Source organism: Bifidobacterium sp. CP2, assembly GCF_018555635.1.
Lineage (GTDB): Bacteria > Actinomycetota > Actinomycetes > Actinomycetales > Bifidobacteriaceae > Bifidobacterium > Bifidobacterium saguinibicoloris.
In genome coordinates this window covers 21,088-35,274 of sequence record NZ_JAFEJX010000020.1, presented here as the reverse complement: position 1 = coordinate 35,274, position 14,187 = coordinate 21,088, and the positions used below count along the sequence as shown (strand labels likewise).

At 64.2% G+C, this 14,187-nt stretch carries 14 protein-coding genes and 2 pseudogenes; 6 read left to right on the top strand and 10 right to left on the bottom strand.

Annotated features, from left to right (window positions below; genetic code table 11):
* Nucleotides 1-188: pseudogene (locus tag JS531_RS10680) on the top strand (IS110 family transposase); the annotation flags it as partial.
* Nucleotides 189-866: 678 nt separating this feature from the next.
* Here JS531_RS10680 and JS531_RS10675 read toward each other — a convergent pair.
* A pseudogene (locus JS531_RS10675) lies at nt 867-1,430 on the bottom strand (ATP-binding cassette domain-containing protein); the annotation flags it as partial.
* Between the two features lie 64 nt (nt 1,431-1,494).
* Here JS531_RS10675 and JS531_RS10670 point away from each other — a divergent pair.
* Nucleotides 1,495-1,794, top strand: a complete 300-nt coding sequence (locus JS531_RS10670; RefSeq protein ID WP_214315817.1) for a hypothetical protein — start codon at nt 1,495-1,497, stop codon at nt 1,792-1,794.
* An 80-nt stretch (nt 1,795-1,874) separates the two neighbouring features.
* On the opposite strand, the gene JS531_RS10665 is transcribed toward JS531_RS10670, so the two are convergent.
* The 3 genes from JS531_RS10665 to JS531_RS10655 all read right to left on the bottom strand — a co-directional run bounded on the left by JS531_RS10665 (nt 1,875) and on the right by JS531_RS10655 (nt 2,823).
* Nucleotides 1,875-2,021 carry a hypothetical protein gene (locus JS531_RS10665; protein ID WP_214315816.1) on the bottom strand — a complete coding sequence of 49 codons (147 nt, stop codon included), beginning with the start codon at nt 2,019-2,021 and terminating at the stop codon, nt 1,875-1,877.
* 15 nt (nt 2,022-2,036) lie between these two features.
* On the bottom strand, nt 2,037-2,210 hold the full coding sequence (locus JS531_RS10660) for a hypothetical protein (RefSeq protein WP_214315815.1): 174 nt from the start codon (nt 2,208-2,210) through the stop codon (nt 2,037-2,039).
* A 67-nt stretch (nt 2,211-2,277) separates the two neighbouring features.
* Nucleotides 2,278-2,823 carry a TetR/AcrR family transcriptional regulator gene (locus JS531_RS10655; RefSeq protein ID WP_051922767.1) on the bottom strand — a complete coding sequence of 182 codons (546 nt, stop codon included), beginning with the start codon at nt 2,821-2,823 and terminating at the stop codon, nt 2,278-2,280.
* A gap of 185 nt (nt 2,824-3,008) precedes the next feature.
* Here JS531_RS10655 and JS531_RS10650 point away from each other — a divergent pair, with 185 nt between their 5' ends.
* Together JS531_RS10650 and JS531_RS10645 are read left to right on the top strand one after the other, a co-directional pair.
* A complete protein-coding gene (locus tag JS531_RS10650) occupies nt 3,009-4,421 on the top strand; it encodes a DHA2 family efflux MFS transporter permease subunit (RefSeq protein WP_214315813.1) in 1,413 nt (470 codons plus the stop codon).
* Between the two features lie 51 nt (nt 4,422-4,472).
* Complete coding sequence (locus JS531_RS10645; protein WP_169274747.1) at nt 4,473-5,492, top strand: lipocalin family protein; 1,020 nt, start codon at nt 4,473-4,475, stop codon at nt 5,490-5,492.
* 176 nt (nt 5,493-5,668) lie between these two features.
* Here the strand turns inward: JS531_RS10645 and JS531_RS10640 are convergent, their stop codons facing one another.
* Together JS531_RS10640 and JS531_RS10635 are read right to left on the bottom strand one after the other, a co-directional pair.
* Nucleotides 5,669-5,899: a hypothetical protein gene (locus tag JS531_RS10640; RefSeq protein ID WP_214315811.1), complete on the bottom strand. Its 231-nt coding sequence runs from the start codon at nt 5,897-5,899 to the stop codon at nt 5,669-5,671.
* A gap of 82 nt (nt 5,900-5,981) precedes the next feature.
* Nucleotides 5,982-6,296, bottom strand: coding sequence for a LysM domain-containing protein (locus JS531_RS10635; protein ID WP_346427787.1), 315 nt, complete (start codon nt 6,294-6,296; stop codon nt 5,982-5,984).
* A gap of 15 nt (nt 6,297-6,311) precedes the next feature.
* Between JS531_RS10635 and JS531_RS10630 the strand changes: the two genes are divergently transcribed.
* Complete coding sequence (locus JS531_RS10630; protein ID WP_214315809.1) at nt 6,312-7,109, top strand: AIM24 family protein; 798 nt, start codon at nt 6,312-6,314, stop codon at nt 7,107-7,109.
* A gap of 13 nt (nt 7,110-7,122) precedes the next feature.
* On the top strand, nt 7,123-7,368 hold the full coding sequence (locus JS531_RS10625; RefSeq protein ID WP_214315808.1) for a helix-turn-helix transcriptional regulator: 246 nt from the start codon (nt 7,123-7,125) through the stop codon (nt 7,366-7,368).
* Nucleotides 7,369-7,380: 12 nt separating this feature from the next.
* Here the strand turns inward: JS531_RS10625 and JS531_RS10620 are convergent, their stop codons facing one another.
* The 4 genes from JS531_RS10620 to JS531_RS10605 are packed head-to-tail and all read right to left on the bottom strand — an operon-like array spanning nt 7,381 to nt 14,103.
* A complete protein-coding gene (locus JS531_RS10620) occupies nt 7,381-9,645 on the bottom strand; it encodes a hypothetical protein (RefSeq protein ID WP_214315807.1) in 2,265 nt (754 codons plus the stop codon).
* A complete protein-coding gene (locus JS531_RS10615) occupies nt 9,630-10,697 on the bottom strand; it encodes a glycosyltransferase family 2 protein (protein ID WP_214315806.1) in 1,068 nt (355 codons plus the stop codon). The genes JS531_RS10620 and JS531_RS10615 overlap by 16 nt, the downstream gene beginning before the upstream one ends.
* Nucleotides 10,697-12,181 carry a lipopolysaccharide biosynthesis protein gene (locus JS531_RS10610; RefSeq protein ID WP_214315805.1) on the bottom strand — a complete coding sequence of 495 codons (1,485 nt, stop codon included), beginning with the start codon at nt 12,179-12,181 and terminating at the stop codon, nt 10,697-10,699. The genes JS531_RS10615 and JS531_RS10610 overlap by 1 nt, the downstream gene beginning before the upstream one ends.
* Entirely contained in the window at nt 12,178-14,103 is a 1,926-nt protein-coding gene (locus JS531_RS10605; RefSeq protein WP_214315804.1) for a DUF6020 family protein, read from the bottom strand. Before JS531_RS10605 ends, JS531_RS10610 begins: the two co-directional genes overlap by 4 nt.
* Between the last annotated feature and the right edge of the window lie 84 nt (nt 14,104-14,187).

Sequence of the window (14,187 nt, the reverse complement as noted above, 5' to 3'; positions counted from 1 at the left end):
CATTATGGCAATCCGCGTTCGTCGCGTCCACCAAGCACCCGCCCTCCATCGCCTACTACAACCGCAAACGCGAACAAGGAAAACACCACAACGCCGCCGTCATCTGCCTCGCCCGACGCCGCTGCGATGTCATCTACAGCATGCTCAAGAACGGCACCCTCTACCAGGAACCGACCCTCGCCGCCTGAACACCACGAAGAACGAACACACCAGCCGCCACCGGCAAGGCGAAGCACGCCCACGACAACCAAACAAAACCCGACACATCAACCCCCTACGGAATTGACAAAAACATAGGAACACCCCCCACCCGACCCGATTGGCCCGCACTGTCCGGCACCGACCATTTCAAACGCCGTGACTTCAAACTGAGCGACCGCACCTGCATGCTGCGCGACGCGGAATTAGGTCCGCGAAAACAGCACATGATGCGTGCCGGGCACGAGCGCTGTGACGGAGAACTGCGCAATCTGCGCATTCCGGGACGGGACGAGTCAATCTTCGACTAAGAACCAGAACATCCAGATGAAAAACACAGTGGCACCAAGCCGCAATAACCCCGGTGCTCTCCCGGAATAACACCCAGTGCTCAAGCCTCCACAAGCCTCCGAACAATCATCCAGTTAGAACTCTGCCTTAGGGAATCCCAGCAATCATGTCCTACAACAATACAGTTGATGACTGAGTAGCCCCTTGTTATTTTGAAGGGTCGCTTCGCTGATTATCGTGAACTTCGTTAAGCTCGTTTTCGTTGCAATGACGCCGTTTTGGTGATATTTACGAGATTCGCTGTTTGCCATTGATTTCGCTGTTCTCCGCGGTCATTGTGTCCCGGTTGTGTCCACAACGGCACCAGTGTTCCCCAGTCAAATGAGACGGAACGACTGAGGAGCACTGGAACCGGCGACGAGGCATTCATTCGGACCGCTCATGCGAAACGCAGCCGGTGCGAGGCCCTTCATCGCTGCCCGGTTCGCTCTACGTGTAGCGGGGACGCCGAACATCGATTCGAGACGTTCGTCGGTAAGTCCTTCGTCAAGTGGTCCGGTGAACGTGATGGTTCCCGGTGTCGTGTTGCCGTCAAGTGTGGCGTAGATGCGCGGATGCGTGTCGAGGTATGTCATGCACTCGTGTTCCATCATTCGGCCCATCATCGCGATATGGTCGAATCCGGCGGGGATGTCCTCCACCCGATGCGTGACGAGTAGCATCGTGCGCTCGTCCCCTCGCGAGGCCAGCGCCGACAGTTCTCGCAACACCGTTTCACGGCCACCCAGATCAAGGCCAGTGGTCGGTTCATCGAAGATCAGGAGATCCGCCGGCGAGACGAGCGCGCGGGAGATCATCACCCTCGTGCGCTCGCCTTCGGACAGGTTGCGCCACTGTTTGCCGGTCAGATATGCGATGCCGAGTCGGCGCATCATCGCGTACGCCTTCTCGTATGCCTCGTCGGCCGAATCCTTCGTTCATCGTGGAATCCCCGAGGCGACGACCGTGAGCGGGTTCATTCCCGACCCGATGTTGTGCCTGAACGCCGCAGAGACGATGGCTATGCGGGTGCGACGGCGCTCCGGGTCCGAGCCTGCGACGGTTCCCGCGCCCACGGCCGTCCTTGGCGCGTTCACCCGCGAACGCCACAGCTACAGCAGCGTGACGATTCCGGCGGGAATGGCCCAGATGCCGAGCGTGCCCCGCCGCCCGATCGCATCGGACAGGGGCAATGTCACGGCCGAGGCGAACGCGGCCATGCCGGTCATGTATGCGGAGTACATGCCGGTGGCAAGTGATGCGTGACCGGGGTAATCGCGTTTGACTATGGCCGGCACCAGAACGTTGCCCACCGCGATCGAGCAACCGATGACGAACGTGCCGGCCTACAGTCCGATGGTGCCGCATGCCGAACGGATCACAATGCCGAGCGTCAGGAACACCATCGCGGCCAGCACGGTGCGTTCGATGCCGATGCGTCCGGCGGCCCGGTGCGCCATCGGGGAGACGGCGGCGAACGCGAGGATAGGCAACGAGGCGAGCAGACCCTACATCGTCGCGTTGAGATGTTCGGACGCCCCTATCCGTGGCAGCAGCGGGCCGACGGATGCGAGCGGGGCTCGCAGATTCAGCGCGACGACGAAGACCAGCGCGGTCAGTATCGATGCGGCAAATCGCGATGCCGACGAGGGGATGAGATGACGTTCTGTTATCTGTTCCATGATGATCGACTAGATGATTAAAGAGTATCCGTGTGATGATGCCGTTGATTCGTATAGGGGGTGTTCGTTATCGTCCGTCGGGGATCCGAGCGGCAATGGCGTTGAGGTTTTCGACGACCGCCGCGATGATCTCGTCGTCGCTTTGTCCGCCTTCCAGCTTGAGCAGGCCAAGCGAGTGGAGGGCCCCGGCGATGGAGAAGACGGCGGCGATGCGCTCGCGTTCGTTCGCTGCTCGGGCGGAGTAACGTTCGACGAGCGTCGATTCGATTTTGCGGAACATGGCTTCGGGGCGGCCTGCGAACAGGACGCGCAGATCGTCGATCTGGCTGTCGATGGCCGGCCTCCAGCCATTGAGGAATGCGGGTGGATCGGACAGGATCTTGTCCTTGTCGGGGTAATGCTCCAGCATCGCGTCGATGGTCTCGTCCTCAAGCTTGTCGTTGAGGTCGTATACGTCGAGGTAATGCTTGTAGAACGTGCTCGGGTTGACGAGCGCAAGGTCGCAGATGCCCTTGACCTTGACCTTCGAGACCGGAACTCCTGATGCCCGTAGGCGCAGGAACGCCTCGCGGATTGCCTTGCGGGTTTTGACGATGCGCAGATCGGTCACCATGCTCCTTTCGCTCTGCCGGTAGCGTCATTCCCGCTCCGTCCCATAAGCCGTGGGTTGTTCGACGATTCAGGCGAATCGTCGAATAAGCGAGAAATGTCGCATATCGGTGGTTGTCATCCGTTGCGTTTCGATAATAATTGATGCTCGTTGAATAATCAATAACTATTGCTTATCGGAGTGTTATTGTGAAACTTGGCATCAACAGAAAACAATGGATCATGGTCATCGTGCTGCTCATGGGCACATTGCTGGCCGTGCTCAACATGTCGGTGGTCACGCCGGCGCTGCCGTCCATCATGAAGGACCTCGGGGTGGATTCCACCACCGTTCAGTGGCTGTCCAGCGGCTATTCTCTGGTCGAGGCGATGGTCATCCCGCTCGCCGCGTTCCTCATGGGGCGTTTCTCCACCCGCAGGCTGTTCATTGGATGCATCTCATTGTTCGCGGCCGGCAGTCTCGTCGCCGCATTCGCGTCGATCTTCCCCCTGCTCATGGTCGGCCGGGTGCTGCAGGCCCTGTGCACCGGCGCGATCATGCCGATGGTCACCGCGGTGATCCTGCTCGTATTCCCCAAGGAAAGCCGCGGTACGGCAATGGGCATCACAGGACTCGTCGTCGGTTTCGCCCCGGCGCTCGGCCCGTCCGTCTCCGGCGTGATCATCGACTCGTTCGGCTGGCGCACGCTGTTCGTCATCATGGCGGCAGTCTCGCTGATCGTCATCGCGTTGGCCGCCGTCTACCTGCGTAACTTCGACGGCTTCCAACCGGGTGCGTTCGACCTTGTCTCCGTGCTGCTCTCCTCGGTCGGTCTGGCATGCCTGTTGTACGGGCTGTCCACGTTCACGTCCACCGGCAACATGATGCTCACCGTCTCGCTGATCGTCGTCGGCGTGCTGCTCGTGGCCGTGTTCGTGCGCCGACAGCTCAAGGCGAAGGAACCGATGCTGCGCGTCGGAATCCTCGCCAACCGCACCTACGCGCATTCGGTGATCATCGTGGCATGCATGCAGGCGGCCCTCATGGGTTGCAACGTCATGGTGCCGATGTTCATCCAGACCGTGCTCGGCGCATCCGCCACCGCCAGCGGGCTCGCCGTGCTTCCCGGCGCCCTCATCGGCGCATGCTGCGGCATCGTCTCGGGCCGCATGTTCGACAAATACGGCATCCGCAAGGTCGCCCTGCCCGGCCTGACGGTCATGACCATCGGCGGCGTGCTCATGGCTCTGCTCGGCGCGGACGCCTCGGTTATCCTCACGGCATGCGCCTACACCGTGCTCTACACGGGACTCATGTTCGCCATGACCCCGGTGAACACCTGGGGCATCAACGCGCTCGACAACGAAAACATCGGACACGCGCAAAGCGTGACCAACACCGTCGGACAGATCGCCTCCTCGATGGGCACAGCCCTCATCGTATCCATCTCCGCGCTGTCCACCACCCTCGCGCCCACCGCCACCGGACACGCGCAATCCATACTCGGCTCGACGCTGGCATTCGCCGCCATCGCAGTCATCCTCGCGGCCGCCCTCATCACGGCGCTTCTGGCGACTCGAACGCACCGAGGCACGACGAAACGGACTCTCGTCGGACAGTGACCGAAACGACAACGCATCAACAGACAACACGGAACCAAAACGAAACGAGACATGATGAACACCACGAACAACTCGCTGACCCACAACATCCGCACCTTCCACCACGGCACCGAACCGCTGGTGGATCCCATCCAAGACACATTCATACGCACCGACAAAGCCGGCAACTCATGGTTCTGGGTCGGTCATTTCGAGACGGGCGGCCACACCCTTGACTTCATGTACCACGTCAGCGTCCTGCAGCTCTCCAAATACCTGCCGGTGCGCATGATCAACAGCGTGCTGTCCATCACCGATGAGACCGGACGCATCTACCGTCACGAAGACCGCTTTTACAAGGTCAGGCGAGGACAAGTCGCAGGCCAGGGACTGCACATCCACACCGACAAGGACGTCATCGAAGGCGACCTCGACAACATGCGCATCGCATCGGCCATGCCGGACGGATCCATCTACCTCGACCTGCACGGCACCGGATACCCACTCTACAGTCTCGGTACCGGCTACTTCCAGATCGCCGGAGTGGCCAACTACCAATACTCGTTCCCGCACATGGCCGCCAAAGGCGTCATCACTCTCGACGGCCAGCGCCACGAGGTGGAGGGGATGGTATGGATGGACCGTCAGTTCGCCGGCATGCCCAAAGGCAGAAGCCTCAAGGACGGCTACAACTGCAAATGGCTGTGGATGAACCTCTGCTTCGACAACGATCCCGACGTGATCAGCCTATGGGGTGTAACCGAACTGGCCACCGGCAGCGAACATTGCTGGGCCAGCGTCCTGCACGAGGACGGCACCCAATCTTCCGCCGGCGTGGATCCGATGGTCGACGACTCCTTCAACGTGTGGGAAAGCCCCGTGACCGGCATGAAATACCCAACCGGATGGACTATCTCCATCCCCGAATGGGAAGCGAAACTCACCGTCACATCCATCATGGACGAACAGGAAATCGCTTCGCCGAACCCCTCAGGACGCAAATACGAAGGCGCAAGTCAAGTGGTCGGCACCTACCGAGGACACTCGGTGACGGGCCACTGCTGCCTCGAACTCGTCGGTGGATGGAACTGACAACACCAGCTTGCCTTCCTGAATCAACCAGCATCGGACCAACTCCGTCGAGCCGCCGAAGAAAAACCGACGATCCTGTGAACAAGGGATTCGGGATGGATACTAAATAACCTTTAGGTTGGTTCCCACACAAGAAAAAGCCTGTCTCGTGCATGGCAACACGAGACGGGCTTAAATCATTGAGTGTATTCGGCTTCATGGTCTTTGCTGAGCTTGCCGTTGAACGCTTGGTTCACCAAGGTGTAGACGGCCTGTGCGACGCCGATGACGCCGAGCAGGATGCTCACGCCGAGGCTGGTCAGGCCCACGTAGTCGGCGGGGATGTACTTCTTGAACGCCTGCACCAAGGCAGGTGCGACGAGGGCGACGATGCCGGCGGCGAGGGTGGTCGCTGCGGAAATATCCATGAATCTTCTCCTTAGGTTGGTTTGGGTATGGGAGTGGCGGCCTTCGGCGCGGTGCCGAAGGCCGCAGACGGACGGCACGCGTCTAGTAGCGCAGCTGTTGTCCGGGGTAGCTTAGGTTCGGGTTCCTGAGATTGTTGAGCTGTGCGACGCGCTGCCAGCCGGAAGTGTCGAAGATACCGCTCAGCGTCTCGCCGCTTCTCACGACGTGGATCCGCGTACCGGTGCCAGTACTCGCGGTCGGCACGCTGCTGCCGCGGTAAGTGACGGTCTGGCCGGGCCAGATGCGATGGATGTTGCCGGAAGGCACGCTCCATGCGGTCACGGGCCACAGGCCGGTTCGTGCGGCGATGAGGTATGTTGGTGTGCGAGCGGAATCCCCCGCATCATGAACCGTCACGGCAAAGGAGCTGCCATGCGCATCTACAACTTCACCGACAACGACGACGTCGCCATCGTCGCGAGGCAGGGGCCGTTCCAAGTCATCGAATGGAAACGCGACCTGTCCGTCGACTACGGGGGCGCGGCGGGCGCGTATTTCGCGTCCGAGATGAACGTGCGCCGCCGTCAGGTGGTGTGCACGCTCGACGGCAAGACCGGCATCACCGTGCAGGCGGGCGCCATGCAGTGGACCGCAGGCCACATCCAGGCCACCACGGGAGTCAAGGGCGTGGGCGATTTCATCGGCAAGATGGCGCGCGGCGCCGTGACCAAGGAGTCGGCGGTCAAACCCGAATACCAGGGCATCGGCACGCTGGTGCTCGAACCCACGTACCGGCACATCCTGCTCATCGACCCGGCGCAGATGGGCGGTTCGATGACCGTCAACGACGGCCTGTTCTACGCGTGCGCGTCCACCGTACGGCAGCGTGCGGTGATGGTGTCGCGTCCGAGCGCGATGGTCGCCGGCGGCGAGGGACTGTTCAACCTCGCGCTTGAAGGACAAGGCACGGTCGCGTTGGAATCCCCCGTCCCCTCGTCCGAACTCATCACCGTCGACCTGGAGAACGACGAACTGAAGATCGACGGCAACTTCGCCATCGCGTGGACCAGCGGCCTGCAGTTCACGGTGGAACGCTCCGGCAAAACGCTGATCGGCTCCGCCGCGAGCGGCGAAGGCCTGGTGAACGTGTACCGCGGCGTCGGCCGCGTGCTGCTCGCCCCGGTCTCCGGCCCCACGTTCAACATCAACGCCGGCACCGGCACCGTGTGAGAGGAGAACCCCCATGACCAACGGCAACACGACCGCATCCGACAAACCACGCATCTACCCGGAGGTGGGCGCCGCGCTCCTCAAGGCGCGCAAGGAGATCGGCATGACGCAGCAGCAGCTGGCCGACGCGACCGGCGTCTCACGCATCACCATCCAACGCATCGAACAGGCGCACATCAACCCGTCGTTCAAGACGCTGGAGGCGCTCGCCCACGGCATGGGCCGCACCCTCACCATCAGCTTCGACGCCGAACGGTGAGCCGGGAGACGCTCACATGAACACGAACCAGGATGCCGTATCCCACCAGACGGCGACCGGCATGTTCATGCCCGAGGCGAACTGCTTGCACACGAGGAACAGGAACGCGGCCACGACGCCGGCGGCGAACCATCCGAACGTGAGACGCCGCGCGACATCCCTCCAATCGGCATCCCGCAAACTGACCTCCCGCAAGCCAACCTCCCGCCGGAGCAACGGACCGGCCGCCTCCACCGGACTTCCCGTCTCCCCCATCTTCGACATCTCCCCCACATCCGCCGGCGCGTTCAACGCGGCGTCGACCGCGTACAGGAGGACGAGCACGGCGATCATGATCATGAACCCGAAGTCGATCTCATAACGGAAGTCCACGCCCGTGACGCGCGCGTCGATGACGAACGTCAGCGCGAATGCCGCCGACGCGCCGACGACGAGACGCGTCGCGGCGAGACGACGAAGCGCGAAACGCCACACGAGCACCGTGAACAGGAGCAGCGCGAACGGCGCCGCGGTGAACAGCCAGCCGCCGAACATCGGATGCTCGCTGCGCCACGTGGTCAACGGGACGGTCTGCGGCTGGACGAACGGGAAATGCGAGGTCAGGTTCGGCGGCTGGAACAGATACTGGAACACGAACGAGAGGTACTGGGTGAGCGGCGCATCCGCATGGGGCATGTCGTATCCGGTGAGATTGTACGTCGCGCCGAAATCGGTGAATTTGCCGAACCGCGCCCGGTTGTATGCGAACTGCGGCAGGAAGACCGCAAGATACGGCAGGACGGCCCACGCCCACACCACCGCTTCATGCCGTGCGGCGCGCAGGCTGCGCAGGCCCCGCGTCCACAGCGTGCGGATCTCGTCGGAGAACAGCGGGATCGCGACGAGCGTGGCGAGGATGACCTGCGGCCTGCTCGCTATGGTCAACGCCATGCACGCCGAACCCGCGGCGAGCAGCGGCAGATGACGTTCCAGGCCCCGCAGCTTCGCCTCGATCCACAGCGAAAGACCGAACGCGGCGAACGCGACGGCCATCTCCTGCGGGATCTGATAGAACAGGCCGAGCTGGACGAGCATCGCGATGCCGTTGCCGAACATCATCGCGGTCATGCCGAGCATGGCGGCGCCGAGCGAGACCGGACGGCGTCGGCCGAGGAGCCGGGCCAATTGGATGCAGAGCAGCGCCGTGGCGACGCCGGCCATCAGCACGGCGATCGCGACGCCGGCGTTCGTCGGCAGCCGCATGCCGGTGAGGGCCTTGAACGGGGCGAACAGCAGCAGCGCGGGCAGTACGCCGAAATACGAGTAGTATCGTCCGTCATGGAACGCCACGTCGAAGTAGACCGGCGTATCGGGGTGGTTCAACGCGGTCAGGGTGCGCAGGCGGGTGTCGTACGGGTTGTCCATGGCGGCGAGCGCGCCGTTGACCGGATAGTCGAGCCATGTTCTGCCGTGGAGGATCGCGTCGGCGAGACGCTGGTATTGGTCGGTGGCCTGGTAGGAGGCGAAGGTGTCCCAATACACGGGGTCGGGGCTTTCCTGTGGCGCGGCCATGGCGAACAGGGCAAGCGGCAGGATGCAGGTGATCGCGGCGCAGACGGCGACGGGGACGAGGCATGCGCGCCGGTGGAGTGCGAGCCGTCTGCGGTACAGCGGCGAGGCGGGTCTGAACATGATGACGAGCAGTGCGGTCAGGATTTCGACGGTGAGGCGGATGGGGCTGAACCGCATCGGTATGCGGGGGTTGACGGTGATCGTGTTGTATGGGATGACCGCGCCTTTGGCCATTTGGTAGCGCAGACGCACGTGCGTGGAGCCGTCGCCGATGCGCTGGTAGCGCGAATACTCCGCGGACGGTGAATAGCCGACGTCCGCGTTGGCGTCGTACCAGCCGGAGTCGGTGGGTTTCATCGTGGACACCTGCCAGCGTACGGCGTCGTCCTGGCGGGGGCGTTCCGCGGCGGCGTGGTCGATGTAGAGGTAGTCGATGGGTTCGTCGGCGGAGATGTCGCGCCATGCGTGTTCCGGGTCGGTGACGATGGCCACTTTCCCCTGTTCGACGGCGAGGCCGTTGCCGACGCCTTCGTCATGCGCCTGGGTGGGTCGCGTACCGAGCGTCTGCCAGAACGGCAGGTTGAAGACGAACAGTTCCAGCAGGAGGATGACGATTGCGGCGATGGCGATGGGCCGCGACCATGGCGTGCGTCCGAGGGCGCGCGTCCATCGGCGTCGTCTTGGCATGGGTTGCCGGTCCGATGTCCGGTTCACTTCGTTCCCCATGCCGTCTCCCCCGTTTCGCCGGTCCTTTCCGCGACGACGTCGGCGGCGTCGTGCGCGGCGTCGTGCGCGGCGTCGCGCACGGTGGTGACGTGCTGCCAGAGTCCTCGGGAGGCCGGCGAATATTCGATCTCCTTGATGCGTTCGAGCTCGTCCTCCTGGAGTCTGCGCTGGGCGCGCATCACTTCGGAGACGATGAGCAGCAGCAGGGATACGACCATCCAGATGAAGAGCATGACGCCGAGCAGCAGCGACTGCGTGTGGCCGTGCCCTTGTCCGGCGAAGTAGAAGAGCAGGTAGCGGATGAAGATGACGGCCGCGGCGATGCCGGGGACGGCCGCGGACCAGGTGAACACGGAGTGGGCGCGGAACATGAGGAAGCTGCGGATGATGGCGCCCGCCGATTTGCCCATGTGTTCGAAGATGTTGTGGAACAGGCGGGATCTGCGCGTCTTGGGGTTGGTGACGATGGGCACGGAGGTGATGGCGATGCGCTTGTATCCGGCCTGGATGATCGTCTCCATGCAGTAGCTGAATTCGGTGAGGATGTTGAGTTGGAGCAGCGAGCGTTTCGAATAGGCGCGGAACCCGCTGGCCGCGTCGGGGATGTGGGTGCCGGCGGCGCGGTTGACCACCCATGAGCCGAAACGCTGCATGAGGCGTTTGAACGGGCTGAACTCCTTGATGGTGGCGGTCTGCCGGTCGCCGACGACGATGTCGGCGCGCCCTTCGATGATGGGGCGGACGAGGTCGCCGATCCGTTCGGACGGGTATTGGTTGTCGCCGTCCGTGTTGACGACGATGTCGGCGCCGTGTTTGAGCGCGTAGTCGACACCGTCCCGGAACGCGCGGGCCAGTCCCATCGTGCCGTTGTGCCGTACGATGTGCCGGATGCCGAGCCGTCTGGCCACCGCGACGGTGTCGTCGGTGCAGCCGTCGTCGATGATCATCACGTCGAGCTCGTCGACGCCCGGAATGCGTTTCGGCATGCGCTCCATGACGAGCGGCAGCGTCCCGGCCTCGTTGAGGCAGGGTATCTGGACGAATACGTGCATCAGTTGCCATCCTTCCCGTTGGCCGCGGCCCCGTCCGGGGTCCGGTCCCGTTGCGTCAGCATCGCCCTGATCCGGGCCGGTTCGAGGACGCCCAGCGGTATGAGCAGGGCGACGAATGCGGCGTACAACGCCGCGTACAGCAGCATGAGCGTGAGGAAGCTCCCCACGTCGAGCACCCGCGAGAGCAGGGACATGACGACCCACAGCGCGGCGTCGCACGCCACGGCCCTCCACGCCTTGCGGCCCATCACGTCGCCGAACCGTCTGCGCGTCTCGGCATAGGAGACCACCATGATGAGCGCCGTGCACGCCATGCTGGCGGCAGCCAGGGCGGTGATGCCGCCGGCCTTGGCGGCGAGGACGAACACGGCGAGGACGACGGGCAGGCAGACGAGCGAAAGCAGGTCGGAGAACCGCGTGTCCCGCTCCGCGTTGAGCGTCATGTTGAGGATGACCGTGATCCCCATGAAGAAGCTGGAGAACGCCAGGCATGACAGCGCCGGCGCGGCGACCACGTAACGGTCCGAATAGAACGCGGCGAGCAGGTCGGGGGCGGTGGCCGAGATCGTCACGGCCATCGGCGCGACGAGCGCGAACGCGAGCAGGAACAGCCCACGCGCGCTGGCGACCGCCTCGTCGCGTCTCGATGCGGCGATGAGATGCGAGACGACCGGCAGGATGATGACGGCGAACGCCTGCAGCAGGTAATACGTGGTCTTGCCGAAATTCATCGCACCCGTGTAGTAGCCGGCCATGCGGTCGGGCAGTTCGGCCTTGACGACGAGCGTGTCCGCGCTGAGCACGAGCGAGGCCATGATGAAGAACAGGGAGAACGAGAGCACGCCATGCGCCGCGGCGCGCCACGGGAACGCGTCGCCGTTCCCGGCGGGCAATGACCGCCAGACGGGGACGAGCATGACGAGGCCCACGAGAATGGTCAGGACCATGGCCGCACAGTAGCCGACTTCGACGCCGATGACCGGCTCACGGGGGAAGACGAGGATGATGAGCGGGATCGTGCCGAGCTTCACCATCGGATAGAACGTGGAGAGAAACGCGCTGCGGCCGAAACGCTGGAGACCGTCGTTGATGCCGAGCAGCACGACGTACATGCCGTTCGCGGGCACGAGGAACGCGGCGTAGCGGAAATACCGTTCCAGCGTGCCGTCGCCCAACGCCAGGCCGAACAACGGGGCGCCGGCGAAATCGGCGAGGAAGAACGCGGCCACGATCGCCGCCTGCACGGCGATCGTGCGCACGATGACGCGGCGGCCGTCGTAGCGGCGCGACGCGATGTTGCGCGACAACGACTGGCGTGCGCCGTTGCTGACGAACAGGTATTCGAAGTCGAGCACGGTGATGACCGTGCCGACGACGCCGTAGTCGGCCGGGGAGGCGAAGCCACCGAGGAACCAGTGGATCGCGTATCCGGCGATGAAGAACGCGACGTTGCCGATCAGGTTGAGGAGAAGCCCGCGTCTCATGGGCGGTCCTTTCCCGGCCGGCCGGCCCGCGGACCGAATCCCACGGCCTCCTCGGCCCATAGCCGGTCCGGCGCCGCCATATCGGCGCGCAGGAGGGCCAACAGCAGCGGAAGCATCACTAGGGCCCACATCATGTAGCGCGTGGCCGTCGGCTTGAGGGGGACGGATATGGCGTTGGGCAGCAGGGACGCCAACGACCAGACCAACGGCACGGCGAACGGCACCCACGCGCGTCCCCGTCCCCGCGCGGCGGACGAATCGACGGACGAATCGACGGCGCGGCCCCCGTCTCCGCGGCCGATGCGGCAGAACACGAGGAACAACGGCAGGATGAACGTCCACAGCGCAGTGAACGTGAGCAGTCCCACGACCGGCGCGCCGCGCCAGCCGTCCCACAGACGGTAGGCGCCCGAACGGTCCGTGGACGCTCCCGGCAGGCGTCCCATGCGCTTCGCCAGCGGACGGAACGAGGGGCTGACGGCGTCGTTGATCTGGAACCACATGGTGTTGCCGACCGCGTCCCCGGCGCGCCGGTCCAACGTATCCAGAGAGATGCCCCGGCTCGTGGTGTTCAGAGGCGTGCGCATGAGGGAGCACCATCCCGATTCGAGCGAGACGAACGCCGTGACGTACGAATCGGGGTGCCGAAGCCCCATGGCGAACCAGACGCCGAGATACTCGGGCACGGCCGCGGGGTCGCGCAGCGAATAGTGGATGACCGTGTCGGCGAGATACGGGTTGTACCGTTCCGGCATCCGTTCGAACGGCACGCGGCTGACCCTGTCGATGATTCCGCGCTCGTGGGACGTCACGTCACCGGGATGGTCGAGCGCATACCGCGCCGTCATCTGCATCGGCACGACCAGCAGCTGGTTCGCGTCCTCGGCGCGCACGTGAAGCGGGCCCCGCACGGCGGCGGGGAACGCCACGCCCGAGAGCAGCGCCACGGCGGCCGCGCACCCGGCCGCCGCCGCCCGCACGCCGCGCCGGCCGCGCGTCAACGGCAGGCAGCACAAGGTGAGCACGACGATATAGAGGCCGGTCATCGTGGTCAGCGCGCACAGCGAGGACACGACGACGAACCCGATAAGAAAGCGGCGCGAAGCCAACGCGGCGAGCCTCGTGCGCGTGGCCTCGACGACCATGAGGAGCCACGGGATGAGGAACATCATGTGCAGGGTGTCCTTCACGATGGACATCGTGAAGATGGGGAACGCCGGGAAGAGCGCGAAGAACGCGAGCATCACGATCGTCCCGGCCCGGCCCAGCCCCAGGGAGTGCACATACAGGCATACGCCGGCGAGCTCAGAGCACGTGACCGCGACCTGGACGGCGAGATAGACGCCGAGCCCCACACCGATGTCCCCGGCGACGGCCTGGCCGATCCATGCGGCCCCTCCGAACACGATGGTGTCGAACACCGGATGATGCGACGAGACGGAACCCGAAGCGCCACCCGAGGAGACCACGGTCAGGAACTGCGTGATCTGGTCGCCGGTGTCGTACCATATGGTGCCCGGCAGCATCAGCATGATGACGGGCGTCCAGCACAGCAGGATGATCGCGGCCGCGATGGCGAGCCGTGCGGCCGGACCGAAGGCCCCGACCCGTGCCGACGCCCCGTGCACGGCCTTCGCGAGCCGGCGGACGATCCGGTGGACAGGTCGCGGGACGGACCACCGCGGGACGGGCCGCGGGACGGCGCCGGACGTCCCCGCCCGATGCGCCATCAGCCGGCATCCCGCCGTGAACGCGGCGTACAGGACGAGGGTGACGGCGGCCGCACGCAGCCAGAACCAGCCGTCGAACGGGCCGAGCGTCGCCCGCACCGCCGCATGGTCGGCCAGAGGGACGATCAGACCGCCGACGACGCACGGTATCAGACGCACCGGCGCCGACGGCCTCATCCTCCCGAACAACATGGTTACGACCATAAGCGGGCCGATGCGCGTCCACGGCCCGTTTGGCCTAGAATTCATCCAGCGCTACCGAGCCGGTAACGTAAC